Source organism: Candidatus Laterigemmans baculatus (assembly GCF_010367455.1).
Lineage (GTDB): Bacteria > Planctomycetota > Planctomycetia > Pirellulales > Pirellulaceae > Laterigemmans > Laterigemmans baculatus.
The window spans coordinates 37,076-56,764 of sequence record NZ_WRPR01000002.1; the positions used below are offsets into that span (position 1 = coordinate 37,076).

Annotated in this window: 15 protein-coding genes; 7 read left to right on the plus strand and 8 right to left on the minus strand. The window is 64.1% G+C overall.

The genetic code is table 11. From position 1 onward, the window contains the following. The first annotated feature begins 4 nt into the window (after positions 1-4). Positions 5-1,495 carry an RNA polymerase factor sigma-54 gene (rpoN, locus tag GNK13_RS00190; protein ID WP_164100411.1) on the plus strand — a complete coding sequence of 497 codons (1,491 nt, stop codon included), beginning with the start codon at positions 5-7 and terminating at the stop codon, positions 1,493-1,495. A 265-nt stretch (positions 1,496-1,760) separates the two neighbouring features. Here the strand turns inward: rpoN and GNK13_RS00195 are convergent, their stop codons facing one another. Together GNK13_RS00195 and GNK13_RS00200 are read right to left on the minus strand one after the other, a co-directional pair. After that, complete coding sequence (locus GNK13_RS00195) at positions 1,761-2,747, minus strand: SMP-30/gluconolactonase/LRE family protein (protein WP_164100412.1); 987 nt, start codon at positions 2,745-2,747, stop codon at positions 1,761-1,763. A gap of 68 nt (positions 2,748-2,815) precedes the next feature. Next, positions 2,816-4,354 (minus strand): glycoside hydrolase family 10, encoded by a 1,539-nt coding sequence (locus GNK13_RS00200; protein ID WP_164100413.1) that lies wholly within the window; start codon positions 4,352-4,354, stop codon positions 2,816-2,818. Between the two features lie 321 nt (positions 4,355-4,675). On the opposite strand from GNK13_RS00200, the gene GNK13_RS00205 reads away from it, so the two are divergent. Next, positions 4,676-5,584: a phosphoribosylaminoimidazolesuccinocarboxamide synthase gene (locus GNK13_RS00205; RefSeq protein WP_235934684.1), complete on the plus strand. Its 909-nt coding sequence runs from the start codon at positions 4,676-4,678 to the stop codon at positions 5,582-5,584. A gap of 168 nt (positions 5,585-5,752) precedes the next feature. Here GNK13_RS00205 and GNK13_RS00210 read toward each other — a convergent pair whose 3' ends face one another. From GNK13_RS00210 to GNK13_RS00225, 4 genes are all read right to left on the minus strand, one after another. Continuing rightward, positions 5,753-6,121, minus strand: coding sequence for a GxxExxY protein (locus tag GNK13_RS00210; protein ID WP_164100414.1), 369 nt, complete (start codon positions 6,119-6,121; stop codon positions 5,753-5,755). Between the two features lie 341 nt (positions 6,122-6,462). Beyond that, positions 6,463-8,211 (minus strand): tetratricopeptide repeat protein, encoded by a 1,749-nt coding sequence (locus GNK13_RS00215; protein WP_164100415.1) that lies wholly within the window; start codon positions 8,209-8,211, stop codon positions 6,463-6,465. A gap of 196 nt (positions 8,212-8,407) precedes the next feature. Beyond that, entirely contained in the window at positions 8,408-9,256 is an 849-nt protein-coding gene (gene kdsA, locus GNK13_RS00220; protein ID WP_164100454.1) for a 3-deoxy-8-phosphooctulonate synthase, read from the minus strand. 131 nt (positions 9,257-9,387) lie between these two features. After that, entirely contained in the window at positions 9,388-10,467 is a 1,080-nt protein-coding gene (locus tag GNK13_RS00225; protein ID WP_164100416.1) for a diacylglycerol/lipid kinase family protein, read from the minus strand. 134 nt (positions 10,468-10,601) lie between these two features. Here GNK13_RS00225 and GNK13_RS00230 point away from each other — a divergent pair, with 134 nt between their 5' ends. Then, a complete protein-coding gene (locus GNK13_RS00230) occupies positions 10,602-11,075 on the plus strand; it encodes a hypothetical protein (protein WP_235934685.1) in 474 nt (157 codons plus the stop codon). Between the two features lie 230 nt (positions 11,076-11,305). Here the strand turns inward: GNK13_RS00230 and GNK13_RS00235 are convergent, their stop codons facing one another. Together GNK13_RS00235 and GNK13_RS00240 are read right to left on the minus strand one after the other, a co-directional pair. Beyond that, positions 11,306-11,812 carry a DUF6702 family protein gene (locus GNK13_RS00235; protein WP_164100417.1) on the minus strand — a complete coding sequence of 169 codons (507 nt, stop codon included), beginning with the start codon at positions 11,810-11,812 and terminating at the stop codon, positions 11,306-11,308. A 2-nt stretch (positions 11,813-11,814) separates the two neighbouring features. Beyond that, the gene (locus GNK13_RS00240) at positions 11,815-14,373 is read right to left on the minus strand and encodes a M1 family aminopeptidase (protein ID WP_164100418.1); all 2,559 of its coding nucleotides are present in this window, start codon (positions 14,371-14,373) and stop codon (positions 11,815-11,817) included. 225 nt (positions 14,374-14,598) lie between these two features. Here GNK13_RS00240 and eboE point away from each other — a divergent pair, with 225 nt between their 5' ends. From eboE to dapA, 4 genes are all read left to right on the plus strand, one after another. After that, positions 14,599-15,831: a metabolite traffic protein EboE gene (gene eboE / locus GNK13_RS00245; protein ID WP_164100419.1), complete on the plus strand. Its 1,233-nt coding sequence runs from the start codon at positions 14,599-14,601 to the stop codon at positions 15,829-15,831. Between the two features lie 142 nt (positions 15,832-15,973). Further along, the gene (locus GNK13_RS00250) at positions 15,974-16,702 is read left to right on the plus strand and encodes a pyridoxine 5'-phosphate synthase (protein WP_203328855.1); all 729 of its coding nucleotides are present in this window, start codon (positions 15,974-15,976) and stop codon (positions 16,700-16,702) included. Positions 16,703-16,879: 177 nt separating this feature from the next. Then, positions 16,880-18,436, plus strand: a complete 1,557-nt coding sequence (locus GNK13_RS00255; protein ID WP_164100420.1) for an alkaline phosphatase D family protein — start codon at positions 16,880-16,882, stop codon at positions 18,434-18,436. Between the two features lie 310 nt (positions 18,437-18,746). Continuing rightward, positions 18,747-19,655 (plus strand): 4-hydroxy-tetrahydrodipicolinate synthase, encoded by a 909-nt coding sequence (dapA, locus tag GNK13_RS00260; protein WP_164100421.1) that lies wholly within the window; start codon positions 18,747-18,749, stop codon positions 19,653-19,655. The last annotated feature ends 34 nt before the right edge of the window (positions 19,656-19,689 follow it).

Genomic DNA, 19,689 nt, shown 5'->3' on the forward strand with positions numbered 1-19,689 from the left:
TCCCATGCGTATGTCGATGGGGATGGAGGCGCGTCAAACTCAGACGCAGAAGTTGGCGCCCCGGATGATCCAGTCGATGGAGATTCTGCAGCTGCCGGTGCTGGCGCTGGAAGAACGCATCGAGCAGGAAATGAATGAGAATCCCCTGTTGGAGATTCAGGAAGTTGATCCCCAGTTGCCTGAGGAAGACGAAGAGCCGTCGGCCGACACTCGCAGCGACGACGAGCGGGAGTTGGTGGTCGACAACGATCATGACAACAAGGACGACTTTGAGCGGCTGCTGAACATGGACAGCGAGCTGCCGAACACTTTTGACGATTCGTTCCGCCGCTCGTCCAACCGCGTCCAGGATGATGCCGACCGCCGCCACGATCTGATGGCCAACGCCGAGGCGCGTCCCGAATCGCTCAACGACTATCTGCTGCACCAGCTCGCCGAACTCGACATCGACGACCGCGTCGAAGCGATGGCCGAGCGGATCATCAGCGCCCTCGACGCCCGCGACGGCGGCTACCTGCGGACGCCGCTCGTCGACATGCTGCCGGCCGGACACACGCCGGAGGATCTCGAGCTGGCCAACGAAGCGCTCGCGGTCGTCCAGAGTCTCGAGCCGGCCGGCGTCGCCGCCCGTTCGCTGAGCGAATGCCTGCTGAACCAGCTCCGCGAGGGGATGCCGTTCTACGAAGAGCTCAAGATCCTGATCGGAAACCACCTGGAGGATCTGGCCGAGAACCGTTTGCCGGCGATCCAGCGGAAGACCGGGATTTCGCTCGAGACGATCCAGGCGGCTCGCGAGCAGATGCACAAGCTGACTCCGAAACCCGGAGCGGCGTTCATGAAGGCGATGGTGCCGAACGTCACCCCCGACGTGATCGTCGAGCAGGATCAGGATGGGACCTACCGCGTGCGGTTGGATGATGACCGCGTCCCCACGCTGTACATCAGCGATTACTACCGCCGCCGGCTGCAGGATCCAGGGGCCACGGCCGAAGAACGCGAGTTCATTAAAAAGAAGATCACCAACGCCCAGTGGTTGATCGACTCGATCGAGCAGCGCCGCGGCACGTTGACGAAGGTCGCTCAGGCGATCGTCGAGCACCAGACTCGGTTCCTCGACGAAGGCCCCGAAGCGATCGAGCCGCTCAAGATGCAGCAGATCGCCGACCGCGTGGGAGTCCACGTGACCACCGTCAGCCGCGCGGTCGACGACAAATGGATCCAGACGCCTCGCGGAATCTTGCCTCTGCGACGCTTCTTTGTCGGCGGAACGCAGACCGAAGATGGCGATGACGTGGCCTGGGATACGATCCGCCTGCGGCTGCAGGAGCTGATCGATAAGGAGAGCAAGAGCAGCCCGTTCAGCGACGAAGAACTGGTCGAGGAGCTGAAAAAGCACGGGATGAGCGTCGCGCGCCGCACCGTCACCAAGTACCGCAAGAAAATGGGCATCCCCAGCAGCCGCCAGCGCCGCGATTGGACGCTGGTGAAGAAGTAGCAAGAGGCGAGGAAGCTGAGGTAGGAGGTTTCAGGTTTCCGATTTGAGGCTTCGGATAATCTGTAATCTCCTGTTATTTCCGGCTTCCGGCTCCCAATTACGAGCTCCGCTGAGCACGAGCACGATAATGAATGCTCCCCGTGCTCCCTTCCGTGCTCCCTTCCGTGCTGTTCCGTGCTGTTCCGTGTCCTTCCGTGGCCCCCATTTTCCGGCTTCCAGCTCCCGGCTCCCGGCTCCCGGCTCCCGGCTCCCGGCCCCCGGCTCCCTATTCTCCGACTCGCAGCTTGGGCGTCGGTAGGCCCTTGGTCGACAGCCGGACTGCGTACAGCCCGTTGCGGGCGGTGATGTAGAGCGTGTCTCGCTCGGGGCCGCCAAAGGTGACGTTGGCAGGCTGTTCGGGAACTTCGATCAAGGTGAGGAACTCTCCGCCGGGCGAGAACACTTGCACGCCGAGGTTGCTGGTGATGTAGAGGTTGCCAGCGGTGTCGACTACCATTCCGTCGCCCCCGGCGTTTTCTTCGGCTTGCTTCTGCCGCAGTTTGCAGAACACCGAGGGCTTGGAGAGCTGGCCGGGACCGACGACGTCGTAGACGAGCATTTCGGCCGAGCGGCTAGGGATCAGGTACAGGCGGTCGCCTTGGGGCGACAGCGCGATGCCATTGGGTGCCGGCAGATCGCCGCTGACTCGCGAGACTTTGCCGTCGGTGCTGAGGTAGTAAAACGCCTGGACTTTCTGCGGCAACGGTTCCGGGGCTCGGAACAGCGGATCGGTAAAGTAAACGCCGCCGGCTTGGTCGATCACCAGATCGTTGGGTGCGTTGAAGCGGGCTCCTTCGTAGGTGGCGGCGAGAGTGGTCGGTTTTTTCGTCTTCAAGTCATAGGCGACGACTTGGCCGTCCATTTGGCAAGCGAGGAGCCGCCCCCCCGCTTCGACGAAGAGCCCATTGGCATGCCCCGACGGCTGGATAAAGGGCTCGGCCTGGGAGTCGCCGCGGCGGACGTAGATCGTGTTGGCCGGAATGTCGCTGAAGTAGAGGGCTCCTTCGCCCGCCCCGGAGTTGTCGCTGGCGTAGGTGGGGCCTTCGGTGAATTGGAAACCGCCTTGCAGCTTTTCGACGGGGCCGCGCGTGGAAACGGCGGTTTGGCCATCGGCCGCCTTGGCGCTCGAACCCGAGAGGGCGCCGCCAAGCAGAGTGCCGCCAAGCAGAGTGGTGCGGAGCAAGAGCGTCAGGGAGCGTCGGTTCGGAAGCATCGGTGGATTCCTCGGGAGTGGGAAACAGCGTACCGCGTCCATTATGGACGGCCCGAAACCCCGCGGCGTTAGGTCAGGAGCTTTTTCCGCAGCGCCGTCAACGCGTCGAGCAGCGGACGCGGCTTGCCGCTGGGATCGATCAGCCCGGCGTGCGGCATCGAATGGGGATAGCGGTCGTCCCAGCTGTCCCACACGATCCCGTGCACGACGCCCTTGGCGATCAGGGCGCGAACCCAGCGGGCGGCGAGTTCCGCTTGCAGTTGCGGCGTGGTGCGACCCTCGGGGCCGAGTGGAATCACTTTGGCGGCTTGCGTCGCGAGCGGATCGGTACCGCCGCTTGCGGGCATCGCCAATTGCACGAGCAGGGGCAAACCGAGCGAGGCCCAGCGATCGATGTGTTGGCTCAGGTCGAGCAGCGAGCGGGGAAGACTGCCGGGGGCGGTGTAGTTCATCCGCATCTCCAGCCCGATGCCGGCGACGCCCAGGTTCGAACGGATCAGGGCGTCGGCAAAGTGCAGCGGGGAGATGCCGTCGCGCTCCCTCGCCAGATACTCGCCCCACGGCTGGTCGACCGAAATCAAGACTGGAGTCCGCGGATCGACGCGGCGGATGGTGTGGATCACGGCCACCGCCAACCGCATCACCTGCTCTTCATCGAGCGTCATCGGTCCTGGCGTGTTCAGGCCGGCCGTGGCGTGCCACAGGGTGACGCGGCCGTGATAGCGAAGCACGGCCCGTTCGACGTAGCTTTCGACCGCCTCGACCAGGCTGATGAAATCATCCTCGACCAGATACGACCAGTGCGGCAGCATCCGCGGGCGAAAGTCGAGCAGCGGTCCGGCGATCGTTCGCAGCCCGGAAGCCATCGCCCACTGAAACATCCGGTCGTAGGGGGCGAAGTCGACCTTGCCGGCGTCGGTCTCGACCGTTCCCCAGCCGAGTGGGATTTGCACCGTATTGAAGGCGCTGAGCAATGGCTGCTGGAGCGGGCCGCCGATCACCTCCCCGGCGCTGGCCGCCGCCACGTTGGCTCCGAGCAGCGTTGCCAGCCGGCCCTCGGTCTGTTGCCGATACTCGATCGCTTGGCGGCTGTAGCAATCGACGAGTTGCTCGCCGGCCTGGTACAGCTGGTGGATCGCCACGTCCGCCGCCGCGCCGACTTCCTCCGCCGCGCCGCGGTGGGAGGCGGCCCGCAGGAAAGCGTCGGTCGCGGTTTGTAACTGCTGCCGTTCGGCCGCGCTCGATTGCAGACCCGCTCGTCGCCACAGATCGGCCTGATTGCGGAGCCGAAAGCATTCGCCGCGAGCCAACTCCAGCGGCAGCAAGCGGGGCTCCTGCGTCGGTCGCCCGGGTCGTTCGGTCTGGGGCAGCGAACAGGTCGAGAGCGTCGCCAGGGGGCCGCCCGGAGCGACCGGGTAGGGAATATAGAGCCGGCCCGAATCGTCCACCGTCCGCTGGATCGTCAAGATCCCATCGTTGAGCCCCACGCGGCCTTCCCAGGGGATCCCCTCGCTGCCGCAGACGTAGGCAGCATTCCAGAGGTCGAGTCCCCAAAGGTTGAGACCTTCGCGTTGAGCGGGCGGAACGGTGAAGCGGAATTGACCCATATATTCGCCGGGGCGTGTGTCAAACGGCGGGCATTGCGAGAACCTTCGGCGGTATCGGAAAACGGTGTTTTCCGACAGAGCCTAGCGGCCCGGCGAAGGCGAGAAAAGGATGGACGGAAATCGTGGCCGGGCGAAAAAAGGTCGCCAAGAGACTTCTCCGCCGCTTCTATCCCCTTGGTTGTGGAGGTTAAATAGGCGAATCTGACGTCGGCGGAGGTTCCCCCGTGGCGCTCTCCGTTGCAACACGCTCCTCCCCTGCTCCCCACACCTCCAAGACCCACACCTCCAAGCCCCGCTCCTCCAAGCCCCGCTCTGCCTGCCGTGCTCGATTTCGATTCCGCCGGCGCCCTGCTCCGCACCGCCCTGCCCTTGCCCCTCCGCCGTGGCAAAGTCCGCGACGTCTACGACCTCGGCGAGACTTTGGCGATCGTCAGCACCGATCGGATCAGCGCCTTCGACTATGTCCTGCCGGTTGGGATTCCCGACAAAGGCCGCATCCTGACGTCGCTCAGCCGTTTTTGGTTCGACTTCCTCTCGGTCCCCCATCATCTGCTGTCGCTGGAGGTTCCCGCCGAATTGGCGGTCGATGCGGCCGCGGCCAAAGCGCTCGCCGGCCGCACGATGGTGGTCCGGAAGGCGGAGGTCGTGCCGTTCGAATGCGTCGTCCGGGGGTATCTCGAAGGCAGCGGTCTGCGGGAGTATCAGCAGTCGCAGTCGGTGTGCGGGATTGGGCTGCCGACGGGACTGCGGCAATGCGATGCCCTGCCCGAGCCGATTTTCACCCCGGCGACCAAAGCCGAGGAAGGGCACGACGAGAACGTCTCCTTCGAGACCATGGTCGCGGCGGTCGGCACCGCGACGGCCGAACGGTTGCGGGAGCTCAGCCTGCGGATCTACCGCGAAGCGGCCGAGCGAGCCGCGGCGGCGGGGTTGATCATCGCCGACACCAAGTTCGAATTCGGTTTCGAGGGGGACCGGTTGATCCTGGTCGACGAAGTCCTGACGCCCGACAGCTCACGCTTCTGGCCCGCCGACAGCTACGCGCCCGGCCGCTCGCAACCGTCGTACGATAAACAGTTCGTCCGCGAGTGGCTGATGCATCAAAGCGGCTGGGACCGCAACAGCCCGCCGCCGCCGCTCCCCGCCGAGATCGTCGCCAAAACCCGCGAAAAGTACCTCGAAGCCCACCACCGAATCACCGGGGAAGAAGTACTGAGCACTGAGCACTGAGTACTGAGTACTGAGTACTGAGGGGCCACGGAAGGACACGGAAGGAGCACGGAAAAGAGAAGGAGTACGGGCGACAGACAGAGCTAGGGCAGGAGGAGACGCAGCGCGCGGAAGGAAGGCGGAAAAGAGTGGGTGACCAGAGAGCAGTGGGAATAGGGACACGAGCGTTTAAAAGACGAGCCGCCGGAATTCTGCTTTTTGTCGGCCAAAGTTGATGAGCAGCCCGACCTTAATGCCCGTTGCCTTGAGTTCGTTGATCAGTTGGGCTTCGTCACGGTTATCAATATCTGGTGCGACCTTCAGTTCCACCAGAACGCATCGGTCAACCAAAATATCGGCTCGATAGTCGCCGACGAGTCGCCCCTTGTATTGGACCGGGATGCACGTCTCTATCTCAGCGTTCAGGCCTCGCAGTTCGAGCTCGATCTGCATGGCCCGCTGGTAGACTTTCTCTAGAAATCCAAAACCCAGTTCTCGGAAGACTTCGAACGAAGCTCCGATAATCTGCTCCGTGATTTCCCTCTGCTCGAGCGGCATCGACTTGCTCCAGGATTCTGGGCTGTGCCAAACAAACGTTAGCCACGGAAGAACACGGGCCACGGAAGGACACGGGCCACGGAAGGACACGGGACAGAGAAGGCAAGATTCGAGGGCTAAGCCCTGGGTGTATACATAAGTCTAGTTGCAGGGCAAGGGGCTGAATAGCTTCTGCCGTACTGGCTTTGTTCCCTTTCTTTCAACCTCTCCATGCCACTCTCCCTTTCCGTGATTCTTCCGTGTCCTTCCGTGGCCCTCCTCTGATCCCCTTCTCTCTTCCGTCCCCTTTCCGTGCTTTTCAGGGTCCTTCCGTGGCCCATCTCCCTGACCCAGCTCACCGCTCACTCCTGGCGGCTGAGGAGGCGGGCTCGGATGCGGTTGCCGTGTTCTTGGGGGGCGTCGATCGTCTTGTAGAGCTCTTCGGCTCGCTCGAGATCGCCCAGGTGCTCGAGGGACCGCGCCAGGTTGTACCGTGCGGCGGCTTCCCAGCGCGATCGCTGTTCATCGCCCAGGACTCGTTTGTCGAACCAGTTGCGGGCGTTCTCATAATCGCCCGTGTCGTAGTGGATGAGGCTCAACCAGTAGCTGGCGGCTCGCTTGGCCACGCGCATCACTTCTTGGATGCGACGGATCTGAAAGCTGAACTCTTCGTTGCTCTGCCCCAATTGGCGACGGATGCCGTAGCTCCGCTGGAGGTCGACGTTGAATTCCAGGTCGTCGATATCGAACTCGGGGTGCCGAAGCTGCATGTACAGGATCCGTGCGCCCTCTTCCTGCCCCTCGCTGTCGAAATCTCCCACCAGATGCTCCCACCGCGCCTTGGCGAGCGGGAAGCCTGGCGTCAGCATCCCCCACTCGGACGCTTGCCAGGCGGCGATGTTCAGATCGTTCTCGGCCGCTTCAGCTAACGCGGCTTCGTAGATCTGAGCTTCGAACGGAACCGACCACAGCTGAACCGCGGTGATCCCCGGGATCGCTTTGAACGCTTCACTGCTGGCGGTGGCGTCGTAGCCGAGCATCATCCGGGTCTCGCCGGTGAGTCCCGCCTCGAGACGAGCCATCCGCTGCGAGAGCGATTCCGGCGGTGCGTCGAGCAGTGCCACGGTCTGCTGCACCATCTCCGCGTCGATCGGATAGTCGAACCAACCGGGGACGTTCAACCGCCGCAGGATGCTGGCATCCTCTCGAGCTTCGCCCAAGGTCGCGATCCCGACTTGGTCCGGCCCCGGCACGGGAATCCCCAAGCGGGGCTCGAACAGGAACAGCTCTTCGCCGACGCGGACGCCGACGAGCCATTCGGACGGTTCGGAGGCATTCTCGCCCGGAAGTCCCAGCAGGCAGGCGTCGATTCCGGCTTGGCGGCAGAGCTGAATGAAGACCCTTGCCCGCTGCCAGGGGTCGCCGCTGCTTCGCATCAGCGTCTCGAGTGTCGTCTGACGATAGCCGGGGCCGCGGAACGTCAGGCCCGCCGGAAGTCGAGCGATTGGGGGCGCCGGCGAGTCGAGCTCCAGCGGTTCGAGGGCGATGTTGCGGATCGTCCAGTCGAACAATTGGCTCGCCTGCCGCAATCGAAATTGGCCCTCCGAGCCGAGCCGCTCTTCGAGCGACGAGAGCCACTCGGCGAACAGCGGATCGTCCCCGGTCGCCTGGCCGGCCCACTTCGTCACCTGCCGCAGCAAGTAGTTCAGCTCCAGGTACTCGACGTCGCTCGGGACGAAGCGGGAGGCGTCCAAGGCTCGCAGGCCCGGGGCATCTTTCAGGCGAGGCTCGATCGAGGCCGTCAGCGCCGTGGGCGACCAGTTCCCGGTCGCCGGATGCGAATCGCTCCAGGTGTTGAGGAAGCTGACGATCCGCTGTTCGGCCGCCTCTTGATTGAGCTCGGCCAATTGCGAGACGAGCCGATGGGCTTCGCGGAGGTTGTCGATCTCGTGTGCGGCTCGCTGCTGGGCTTGCCGGCGCTGTTGAATGTCCCGCACCGGGTCGTCGTGTTTCTCGCAGCCGACGAGCAGCGTCAAGCAACCCAGCAGCCATCCGCTGCAGCAGATCCACGGCCGGTGTTGGAGAGTCTCGGTTCGCATCATCGAAGGCATCGGGCGTGGAAGGGTACGTCAGCCTTTCCAGGCTGACAAAGTGTGTTAGATCAGCCGCAGCGCGCTAGCGTCCGGTTCTCACGGCGTTTTCGAGAACCGGGGGCTAGCGCCCGGCGGCTGATGAATAATCCGGGCTAGCGCCCGGCGGCTGATGGAGGATTCGGGCTACCGCGTGGCGGCTGTTGAGTAAGGTGGACTACGCAGGACGGACGGCGGCTCGGACTCGGGCGAGTTGTTCGAGCAGTAGCGGGATCGCGTGGAGCGGCACCATGTTCGGTCCGTCGCTCGGGGAGCGATCGGGATCGGGGTGGGTTTCGAGGAACACCGCATCGACTCCCACCGCCACGGCGGCGCGGGCCAGCGGCGGGACCATCTCGCGGTTGCCACCGGTGGCCCCCTCGAGACCGCCGGGACGCTGGACGCTGTGGGTCGCGTCGAACACGACTGGCACGCCGAGGGCTCGCATGGCCGGCAAGCCGGTCATGTCGTTGACCAGGCGGCCGTAACCGAAAAACGTCCCTCGTTCGCAGAGCAGGACGCCGCCGGCCCCCCCGCCGCGAAGTTTATCGACGACGTACCGCATGTCCTCGGGGGCCATGAACTGGCCTTTCTTCACGTTCACCGGTCGATGGGTCGCGGCGGCGGCCAGCAGCAGGTCGGTCTGCCGGGCCAAAAACGCCGGGATCTGCAGCAGGTCGCAGACGGCCGCCACCGCTGCGGCCTGGTCGGGCAAATGGACATCGGTCGTCACCGGCAACCCGCTGCGGTGAGCGACTTCGGCCAGCATTTCCAGTCCTTGCTCGAGCCCGGGGCCGCGCAAGCTGGTGCGGCTGGTGCGATTGGCTTTGTCGAACGAGGCTTTGAAGATCAGCTGCAGCCCCAACCGCTCGGTCGCTTCGCGGAGTCGCAGGGCGATCTCGGTCGCCGCGTCGACGGTTTCCAGCACGCACGGGCCGGCAATGATCGTGAGCGGCCGCTCGGGGCCGATCTGCACCTGCTTCGCCGAGCCGGTCCCCACCGCCACGCCCGCGATCTCCACGCCCACGCGGCTCGCGTCGGGCAGTTCGCCGCTGCCGGTGGCCAGTTCGCCGCTGCCGGTGGCCAGTTCGCCGCTGCCGGTGGGGCGCGATTCCGAGTCATGGGAGCCGGTCGCGGTCGACGGTTCAGGAGAAGCGGTCAACGGGAATCTCGGGGGTTCGGTGGCTGGGGTTGGTTCGGCAAGCGGAGCGTGACTCGCTGCGGAGCGACGCGAATTTCGAGCGGGAGGCGTCCCACGTAATCGCCATCGAGTTGGACCGCCAAGGGAGTTTCGGAGGAGAACCGAAAGTGCTCGCTGCGGACTCGGTGGACGTCGGGCCAGCGCGCGTGCCGACCGCAGATCACGCCGCCGAGATACCGCAGCCCGTGCAACAATGACCCATCGCGAAGCCCGCAAAAATCGAGCAGCCCGTCGGTTTCATCCGCGCCGGCCTCGACCGCTAAGCCTGCCGCATATCGTGGCAGATTGAACACTAGCGCCCACGCGACCGTCAACGGATCGCCGTCGGCCTCGCTCCCGAACTGCTCGACACGGACCGGCGGATATCGATAGCTACGCAGCGTCGCCAGGATCGGTTTGGCGTAACTGATGCGGCGGATGTGGCCTCTCCGGGTCAGGTGCATCCGCCGCACGACCTGAGCGTCGAAACCGACCGAAGCCATCACCAAGAACATCCGCTCGCGGGACCGACGGCGTGGTTGCGTGGCGTCCCCGAAGCGAGCGATTCCCGCGTCGATCCGCAACGAGCGGCCGCGAAGGATCGTTTCGGCCGCCGCCTCGGGAAGATTGCTGACCCCGTAGTGCCGCGCGACGAGATTCTCCGTCCCCAGCGGCAGCGGCATGATCGGAACCGAGGCCGGCATCAGAGAGGCCATGAGGTTCAGCGTCCCGTCTCCGCCGGCGGCAACCACGCACGGAGGGCGGCCGCCCTCGAGCGCTTCGTCGACGCGGTGGCGAAGGGTCGCGAGGTCCGAATGCATTTCAACGCGGAGGTCGGCCGCTGCCAGTTTTTGCCGGAGCAACTCCAAGCGATCGCGACCGGCCCCCGAGCCCGCTTTGGGGCTGCTCGCGATCACCACCGTGTCGCCGCTCCGCAGTTCGCCCGCAACCCCCTCGGTCGTTCCCTCCGCCGTTCCCGGCTCAGGAGGAACGTGCGACCCCGCGGCTCCACCGGGCGCTGCGGGAGGTCGGCGTTCGGGGGAAGTGGGTTTGTGCATGGGAGGAAGGGGGTGAGAGGGGGAGCGAAAAGTTTGCTGCGCGGCGCGGTTTCGCGACCTATTCTTCCGAGCAGGGTCCCTGCGTTCGAGGCTGCCATCGCATTTCCAAACACCGCTCTAAAAAGCTTGGCGTCGTGAAAGCCATCCGTCGTTATTGGGTTACGGGTCTGATTCTGGTCATGGTCGGGGTCCATGCTGCCATTATCGGATATATCCGCAATCAGTTGTCGATGCTGGAAACGGCTCAAGTCACGGCGGTCACCGTGGGCAGTTTCCGCTTCCGCACGCTGCAGGACCCGTCGCATATTCACTCGTTCCGGCTGCACGCCGTCCTAGAGCCCACGCAGCGCTACCGCGCTACGGAACGCATCGAGCAAATGCGGCTGGAGATCCACGAATCCTCCGAGCAACTGTTGCGGCAGGTCGAACCGAGTTGGTTGGCCGATCCGACGCAAGAAGAACTCCGCGGGCGACTGCTCGAAGTCGTCCTGCGACATCTGAACGAACCGCTCGTCCAACGGATGCTGATCACCGACTGGCTCAGCCTCCCGGTCCAGCCCGTCAAAAGCTCCGACCAAACGTTCGCCAACGTGTCCGGTCCGTTGTAGGGCTCAGTGAGGAAATCGGTGGATTCGATAGTTTTGAGCCGTAGGCGCTAGCCTCGGGCCTCGCGACCCCAGGCATTTCCGTAGCGGAACCCGCGGCTAGCGCCGTCGGCTCACCCGCGGCTAGCGCCGTCGGCTCACCCGCGGCTAGCGCCGTCGGCTCACCCGCGGCTAGCGCCGTCGGCTCAGGGTTTTTTTCATGGTCTCCACTCGACGGCGCGGATGGTTGCTGCCTACTCCGGCACGCGCTCGGTCGGGTTGCCGCGGGTCGTGCGGAGGGCCACCGGAGGGTCGGTCCGGAGCAACTGCAGCGTGTTGATCTGCGTCGGCTCGGTCTCGAAGATCACCCGGTTGGTCAGCCAAACCGGAGCCTCGGCCGCCGGACGCTCCAGTTCAAAGTAAACCCAGACGTACCGCACTTCGTCCTCGACCCCCACCCAGTGGAACCGGGCTCGCCGCTGAACCCGCTGCTCCGCCGCGTCGCCGGCCGCCGCGGCGGGGGAGTCGGAAAGATAGATTGTGCCGGCCAAATAGTCGCTGAGCAGTTTTTTTGTCGACTCGGCCGACTCTTTCTCGAGGACAATCCGCCGCCCGGTCGCCTCGCTGAGCGCCGCGTCCAGGTCTCGCGGATGCAGTCGCAGCGCGATCTTCAGCCGGCTGTGGTCGGCGTTCCACTGCGCTTCGGCAACGCTGACGTGAAACGGGTGCCATAGCAAAGCGACAAACAACGCAGCAGCCATCGCTAGTTCTCCTCCGCGGCTTCGGCCTCGGCTTCAGTGGGTTGCGCCGCCGCCGGGTCTTGCTCCGCCGCCGGTGGTTCCCCCGCCTCGGGCTGATTCAAGCTCGGTTTCTCCGAGTCCGGCTTTTTGACTTCGAGTAACTCCTTCTCGGGTGACTCTTTACCATCCTTCTTTTGCTTGGTTTTCGCCCGTTCTTCCTCGGCCTTCTGCTCGCGTTTGCGGGCCTGCTTCATGGGATTGTCCGCCTCCTTGTCTTTGAACAATTCGAAGCGTGTCGGCTCGAGCTTGGGAGGCCAATGGTTGTTGGAGTATTCGGTGTCGGCCGTTTGCCGCCGCGGGTCGAGTTCCAATCGCGCGAGTTCCTTGTCGGCGATGATCAGTTTTTTGACCTCGCTGCTGTTTCGCCGCCAGATCTCCGCGGGGATTTCGAGCAATTCGCTCGTGCCATCGGTGTAGTGGATGCGGAGGATGATCGGCATGACCAGTCCTCCCTGATTGGTGAAGGTTACAACGTAGAAGTTCGATTTCCGCTTGATCAACCGCTTTTCTTCGTCGTCGAGCGAGTCGACGAACCGCTGAAAAGCTTTGCGATCGTCGGGGAAAACTTCCAAGTCATCGTAGTCGTTGTAAAAATCTTTCAAGCCGGGATACAGGTCGACGAATTTGGGAAGACTTTCGTTTCTCGCGTTCGACAGGGTTGGTTCCTCGGCTTCACGCTCGCGACGCTTGCGGTCGGCCCGTTCGTCGGGATCGCCGCTGTCGATCTTGTAGAGTTGGACTTGGGAGATCGCGATATCGACGTGGTCGGTGGAGTAGAACCAGCCTCGCCAAAACCAGTCGAGATCGACGCCCGAGGCATCTTCCATGGTGCGAAAGAAATCGGCGGGAGTCGGGCGTTTGAATTTCCATCGCCGGGCATATTCCTTAAACGCGAAGTCAAATAGCTCTCGCCCCAGGATGGTTTCGCGAAGAATGTTCAGGGCCGTCGCCGGTTTGGCGTAGGCATTGGGACCAAATTGCAGGATCGATTCGCTGTTGGTCATGATCGGGACTTGATTGGTGCCCCGCATATAACTGGCGATATCGGCCGGTTCGCCGCGACGGCTGGGATATTCCTCTTCCCATTCTTGCTCGGCGAGATATTGCAGAAAGGTATTGAGCCCTTCGTCCATCCAGGTCCATTGGCGTTCGTCGCTGTTGACGATCATCGGGAAATAGTTGTGCCCAACCTCGTGGATGATGACCGAGATCAACCCGTATTTGGTCCGCTCCGAGTACGTGCCGTCGGCGTCGGGCCGGGGGCCGTTGAAGCAGATCATCGGGTACTCCATCCCATAGATTGGTCCATTGACGCTGATCGCCGTCGGGTAGGGATACTCAAAGGTGTAACGTCCATAAACATTCAGTGTATGGATGATCGAAGCGGTCGAGTATTGGCTCCAGAGCGGTTCGGCTTCGCGCGGATAGTACGACATCGCCATCACGCGATGGCCGCCGACGTTGTGCCCCATCGCGTCCCAGATAAATTTTCGACTGCTGGCGAAGGCGAAGTCGCGAACATTTTCCGCTTCGAAAATCCACGTCTTAGTTTTTTTGTTTGCTGGGGCCACGTTCTTCTTGGCTTCTTCAGCTTTCTTGGCTTCGTCTGGCGTGACGATGAAGACCGGTTTCTCGGCGGTGGCCGCTTTGTCGAGCCGCTCTCGCTGGGTTTCTGAGAGGACGTCTGCGGGGTTTTGCAGAGTCCCCGTCGCCGCCACGATATGGTCGGCCGGAGCGGTAATTGCGACGCGATAGTTACCCAGCTCGAGCGTGAATTCACCGAACCCCAGGAACTGTTTGTGCTGCCAGCCGGTGTAGTCGGTATAAGCCACGACTCGGGGATACCACTGGGCAATCTCATAGATGTAGTTGCCGTCGTCTTCGAAGAACTCGTACCCGGCGCGGGCTCGCAGCAGCGTCGCATCGACGATGTTGTATGAGTATTCGATGCGGAGCCGGCTGGACGTATCCGGCGTCAAAGGAGCCGGCAGATCGACTCGCATCATCGTGTCGACGATGGTGTACGGCAGTTTTTGACCCTCGCCATCGGTCACGGCGGTGATCTTGTAGCCGCCATCGAACGATTCGCTCGTCAGCACCGACCGCAGCGTCGTGAAGGGGACTTTGGTGCCAAAGCCGGGGGCCACGGCGGTGCGGTTCGCCGTGGAATCGGGTCGAAAGCGGTTCTGGTCCAGCTGCAACCAGACGTACCGCAACGACTGCGGCGAGTGATTCGTGTAGACGATCTCCACGCTCCCGCTGAGCCGCTGGCGGTCGTCGTCGAGCGCGATGTCGATCACGTAGTCGGCCCGCTGTTGCCAGTACTGCGGCCCAGGCTCGCCGGAGGCGGTGCGATACACGTTGGGCGTCGGCAGCCATTCTTCCAGCTGCCGGAACGCGTCGGGGCGGTTTTCGTTCTTGGCGTTCGGAGCGGGCTGGGCGGAGGCGGTTCGCGTCGGTCCCAACCACACCACGGCCGCGAGGAGGGCCAGGAGCGATTGACGGATTCGGAATCGGAGCATGGCTAGCCAGCGGGTGGAGCAATAGGAAACAACCGGCCCCAGTGTAGTCGCGCCGCGGCGAGCGAGTGGGGCGTTGCCAGGGCGTGGGGCGTTGCCAGGGCGTGGGGCGTTGCCAGGGCGTGGGGCGTTGCCAGGGCGCGAGGCAAGGGGCATCCTAAACGGGACCTGCTCGTGACGGATTCCCCCGCCTGCGAAACCCGCTCCCGTAAATCCCGAGTTGATCGATTGCCTGAGCCCCGTTGGACGACCGGTTATTGCACGAACGTTCACGCGGGCACCGATCTGGCGTCGATCCGCGAAAATCTCTCGCAGTACGCGATCGCGGTGCGCGAGCAAGTGGTCGCCGCTGGTGACCAGCCGATGGGCGCCGGTTTACCGATGGGTGTGGGGCTGTGGGTTCCGGCCGAAGCGGCTCATCAACTGACCGACCGAAGTGCGGCCGAGGAGTTCGCCCAGTGGCTGGCCGAGGCGAAGCTGCTCCCCTTCACCTTCAACGGGTTTCCATACGGCAACTTTCATCAGGCGGTCGTCAAGCATAAGGTGTACGAGCCTGCGTGGTGGCAGCCCGAGCGCCGCCAGTACACGTCGGAGCTGATCGGGATCCTCGACGCGCTGCTTCCGCCCGGCCGCATCGGATCGATCAGCACGCTGCCGCTCGGCTGGGGCACGAGCGGCTGGGGAACGGCCAGCGGCGATGAGCTCAACGCGGCAGCGGCGAACCTCGGGTCGATCGCCGAGGAGCTCCGCCGGCTGGAAGACAGGACGGGGCGGCGGATCGTGCTGGCGATTGAACCCGAGCCGGGATGCTGTCTCGATACCTCGGCCGACGTGGTTCAGTTCTTCGACCGCTACTTTCCCAAGCCCGAGAGCCGCCGGTATCTGACGGTTTGTCACGACATCTGCCACGCGGAAGTGATGTACGAGTCGCAGGCGGACGTGCTGCGGCGGTACGCGGAGTACGGGATCGTCGTTGGCAAAGTCCAAGTCAGCAGCGCGATCGACGTCCGCTGGGCCGAGATGGACAGCGAGGCTCGGCAAGCGGCGGTCGAGCAGCTTTCGCGGTTCGCCGAGGACCGCTACCTCCACCAGACCGGGCGGCTGCTCGGCAACGGCAGCCGGCGGTGGGTCGACGATCTGCCGCAGTGGCTCGACCAGCTTTCGCGGGACCCGTCGCTGGCTGCCGGTGACCGCAGCTGGCGAGTCCACTTCCATGTGCCGATCTACCTCGAACAGTTCGGTCGACTGCATGCCACGCGGGAAGCGATTGGCGAGTGCCTGCGGGCGTGGACGCGGATGCCAAGCGAGCTGCGGACCGATCACTTGGAAGTCGAGACCTACGCCTGGGGCGTGCTCCCTGCGGAGCTGCAGCATTCGGGGTTGGCCGACTCCATCGCCACCGAGATGCAGTGGCTGCACCAAACGCTCGCGGAGATCGAGGCGGAGGGAACGGGGTTTTGATCAGCCGCCACGCGCTAGCGTCCGGTTCCCGGGGAAATGCAAAGAACCGGACGCAAGAAGCGTGGCGGCTGATGGCCCAAGAGCCCGATCCTCCCCGGGGGGAGGGTGAAGGAAATCACCATTACAACCAGGAATTGAGACGATGATCGAATTGGGGGTCAACATCGACCATGTTGCCACGCTTCGCCAAGCCCGTCGGACGTACGAGCCCGATCCGGTGATCGCGGCGGCGATGGCCGAGCAAGGGGGGGCCGATGGGATCACGTTTCACCTCCGCGAGGATCGCCGCCATATCCAGGACCGGGATGTGGAGCTGCTGCTGCGGACGGTTTCCGTCAAAACGAATTTCGAGCTGGCCTGCGCCGACGAGGTGGTGGGAATCGCTTGCCGGTTGCGGCCCACCTGGGCGCTGCTCGTCCCGGAGAAACGCGAGGAGGTGACGACCGAGGGAGGGCTGAACGTGTTGGCCGATCGCGGCCGCGTCGCCGCTTCGATCGCCCAGCTTCGCGAAGCGGGGATTTTGGTCAGCCTGTTCCTCGACCCCGATCCGGCTCAAGTGGCCGCGGCCGCGGAGTTGGGGAGCGACGCGGTGGAACTCCACACCGGCCCGTACGCGCTGGCCCGCGGCGAAGAGCAGCAAGCGGAACTCGAGCGGCTGCGGGTGGCGGCGGCGGAGACGACCGCCGCTGGGATGCGGGTCCACGCCGGACATGGGCTGAACTACACCAACGTCCGCCCCGTGGCGGCGATTCCGGCGATGGTCGAGCTCAATATCGGCCACTCGATCGTTTCGCGGGCCGTCTTCGTGGGAATGCGGGAAGCGGTCGCCGAGATGCGGCGCATCCTCGACGTCGTCGCGCCCCGGGGCTAGCTGGACGGGGCGTCATTGTCGCCTTTCGCTCCGCGAAAGTTGCGCAGAAACGCTACTTTCGCGGAGCGAAAGGCGACTATCGCAGCGTGAATTTTCGGTGTGCAGCGCGGGCAGCGGGCGGAGGCGTTTGCTAAGGTTGGAATCGCTTCATTCCTCCCATGTGCTTCGGAGTCCGCAATGCTCTCGCGTTCCCTGCCTCGGCGTCGGTTTCTGCTCGGTTCCGCTTCGCTCGCCGGTGCTGCCTGGATGTCGGGCAAGGCGTTGGGCGCGGTTCGCAGCGACGTCTCGTTCGCCGATTATCCGTTCAAGCTGGGAGTCGCTTCGGGGGACCCGGACGACAACGGATTTGTGATCTGGACGCGGTTGGCCCCCAAGCCGCTCGAGGGGGGCGGGATGAGTGACCACGCGGTCGCCGTCGACTGGGAAGTCAGCGAGGACGAAAGCTTTGGTAAGGTCGCCCGGCGAGGGACTTTTGATGCCACGGTCGCTCTGGGGCATTCGGTCCATGTCGAAGTCGTCGGCCTCGAGCCCGACCGTTGGTACTTCTACCGCTTCCACGCCGGTGGCGAGACGAGTCCGGTGGGGCGGGCCCGGACCTTTCCGGCGGCTGACGTGATGCCCGAGAAGCTGCGGTTTGCGTTCGCCTCCTGCCAGCATTTCGAAACCGGGCACTTCACCGCCTTGCGGCACATGGCCGACGAGGGGCTCGATCTGGGCATCCACCTGGGCGACTACATCTATGAGTACGCCGGCAAGGATGGCCGCGTCCGCAAGCACGTGGGCGAAGAGATCGAATCGCTCGACGACTACCGCAATCGGCTGGCCCAGTACCGCACCGACGAGCATCTGCAGGCGGTCCACGCCGCGATGCCGTGGCTGGTCACCTGGGACGATCACGAGTTCGATAACAACTGTGCCGGTGACATCTCCGAGCAAGAGGGAGTCACGCCGGCCGAGTTCCTGCGGCGGCGGGAAGCCGCTTACCAGGCCTACTATGAGCACATGCCGCTGCGGATTTCGGCGCTGCCCAAAGGCCCGCACATGCGGCTCTATCGCTCCACCGCATTCGGCCAGCTGGCGAATTTCTCAGTCCTCGACACTCGCCAGTACCGCACCGACCAGCCCAACGGCGACCACCTCAAGCCGCTCGAGGGGGGCGTCTTCCGCAGCGATGCGGAGATGCTCGGAGCGGCGCAGGAACGGTGGCTGCGAAAGGACCTGGCCCGGTCCACCGCGCAGTGGAACGTGTTGGCCCAGCAGGTGATGATGGCGCGGGTTGATCGCACGGTCGGCGAGGAGCGGAAATTTAGCATGGACCAGTGGGCTGGCTACGAGCTGCCCCGCCGCCGGCTGCTCTCGTATCTGGCCGAGCAGCGGATCAGCAACCCGGTCGTGCTGACCGGCGACATCCACTCCAATTGGGTCAACGACCTGAAGCTCGACTTCGACGATGCGAATGCTCCCACCGTGGCCACCGAATTCGTGGGCACCTCGATCACTTCCGGCGGAGATGGGCGCGACCAAGCTCCCGAGACGCCGCAGCTGCTCGACGAAAACCCGTTCGTCAAGTTCTACAACGCCCAGCGGGGCTACGTCCGCTGCACCGTCACGCCCGACGCCTGGACCTCCGACTTCCAGATCGTCCCCTACGTGACGCGGCCCGGAGCTCCGCTCGAGACGCGAGCGACGTTCGAAGTCCAAGCGGGACGCCCCGGAGCCGAGCAGGCAGGCTGAGCTGAGCAGACAGGCTGAGCCGAGCAGGCAGGCTGAGCTGAGCAGACAGGCTGAGCAAATCACCCTCACCCTCCCCCCCGGGAGGGTCGGGCTCTTAGGCCCGGGGAGGGCCGCCCGTGCCCAAGAATTTCGGCCGCTGCTGAAACGTCGTCGCAGAGGCCTCCCCGCTCGTTCCTCGCGACCCTCCCGGGGGGAAGGTAAATCAGGAAACGCGGGGCCTGGGTTGGGTGGGTTGTTCGATTCGCGGGTGATCTGTCAGGATACTTCGGTCACCCCCGCTTCACTGCAACCTACGAGGCAGACCATCTCTATGAAGAATCGCAAAGGATCCGAATTCGCTGGGTTGTCCGTAGCGATCGTGACCCCGTTTCGCGATGGCGCAGTCGACTATGCTCGACTTCGCGAGCAGATCGAGTTTCAGATTGCTGCCGGAACCGGCTGCCTGGTTCCGGTCGGCACGACCGGCGAGTCCCCGACGCTGACGCACGACGAGCACGAGCGGGTGATCAGTGAAGTCATCCAGATCGCCGCCGGTCGCTGCAAAGTGATGGCCGGGACGGGCAGCAACAGCACGGCCGAGGCGCTGCGACTCACCAGTCGCGCGGCCCGCGAAGGGGCCGATGCCACGCTGCAGGTCGCTCCGTATTACAACAAGCCGACGCAGGAAGGTTTTTACCAGCACTTCAAGGCGGTTGCCGAAGCGGTCGACATTCCGGTCTGCGTCTACAACATCCCCGGCCGGACCGGCAAGAACATCGAGCCGGAGACGATCTTCCGCTTGGCCGAACTCCCTGGGATCACGATGGTCAAGGAAGCCACCGGCTCGCTCGACCAGTGCTCGCAAGTCCTCACGACGACCGACCTGACCGTGCTCAGCGGCGACGACAGCTTGACCCTTCCGATGCTCTCGGTCGGAGCCGAAGGGGTGGTCTCGGTGGTCGGCAATATCGTCCCCGAAGACATGCTGGCGATGGTCCGCCGCTTCCTCGACGGCGATGCGGCTGGAGCGATGGAACTGCACTACCGCCTGTTCGGGCTGTGCCGCGAAATGCTCGGCTTGGCCACCAATCCGATCCCGCTCAAAGCGGCGATGCGGATCCTCGGCCGCGACACCGGCGAGTTGCGATTGCCGATGACGCCGCTCGAAGGGCCCGCCGAAGCCCAGTTGCTCGAGACGCTTAAGAGCTACGGTCTGGTCGGCGAAGCGGTCGAAGCCTGAGGTGCGTCGAGCCTGACGTACTTGGCGGATAGCC

Bases quoted from the DNA above. Each gene is read 5' to 3' on its own strand.
- GNK13_RS00255 (WP_164100420.1), top strand. From the start codon at position 16,880: ATGCTCTCGCGTTCCCTGCCTCGGCGTCGGTTTCTGCTCGGTTCCGCT.
- GNK13_RS00235 (WP_164100417.1), bottom strand. From the start codon at position 11,812: ATGGCTGCTGCGTTGTTTGTCGCTTTGCTATGGCACCCGTTTCACGTC.
- rpoN (WP_164100411.1), top strand. From the start codon at position 5: ATGCGTATGTCGATGGGGATGGAGGCGCGTCAAACTCAGACGCAGAAG.
- dapA (WP_164100421.1), top strand. From the start codon at position 18,747: ATGAAGAATCGCAAAGGATCCGAATTCGCTGGGTTGTCCGTAGCGATC.
- GNK13_RS00225 (WP_164100416.1), bottom strand. From the start codon at position 10,467: ATGCACAAACCCACTTCCCCCGAACGCCGACCTCCCGCAGCGCCCGGT.
- GNK13_RS00210 (WP_164100414.1), bottom strand. From the start codon at position 6,121: ATGCCGCTCGAGCAGAGGGAAATCACGGAGCAGATTATCGGAGCTTCG.
- GNK13_RS00240 (WP_164100418.1), bottom strand. From the start codon at position 14,373: ATGCTCCGATTCCGAATCCGTCAATCGCTCCTGGCCCTCCTCGCGGCC.
- GNK13_RS00250 (WP_203328855.1), top strand. From the start codon at position 15,974: ATGATCGAATTGGGGGTCAACATCGACCATGTTGCCACGCTTCGCCAA.
- GNK13_RS00200 (WP_164100413.1), bottom strand. From the start codon at position 4,354: ATGGGTCAATTCCGCTTCACCGTTCCGCCCGCTCAACGCGAAGGTCTC.
- GNK13_RS00195 (WP_164100412.1), bottom strand. From the start codon at position 2,747: ATGCTTCCGAACCGACGCTCCCTGACGCTCTTGCTCCGCACCACTCTG.
- GNK13_RS00215 (WP_164100415.1), bottom strand. From the start codon at position 8,211: ATGCCTTCGATGATGCGAACCGAGACTCTCCAACACCGGCCGTGGATC.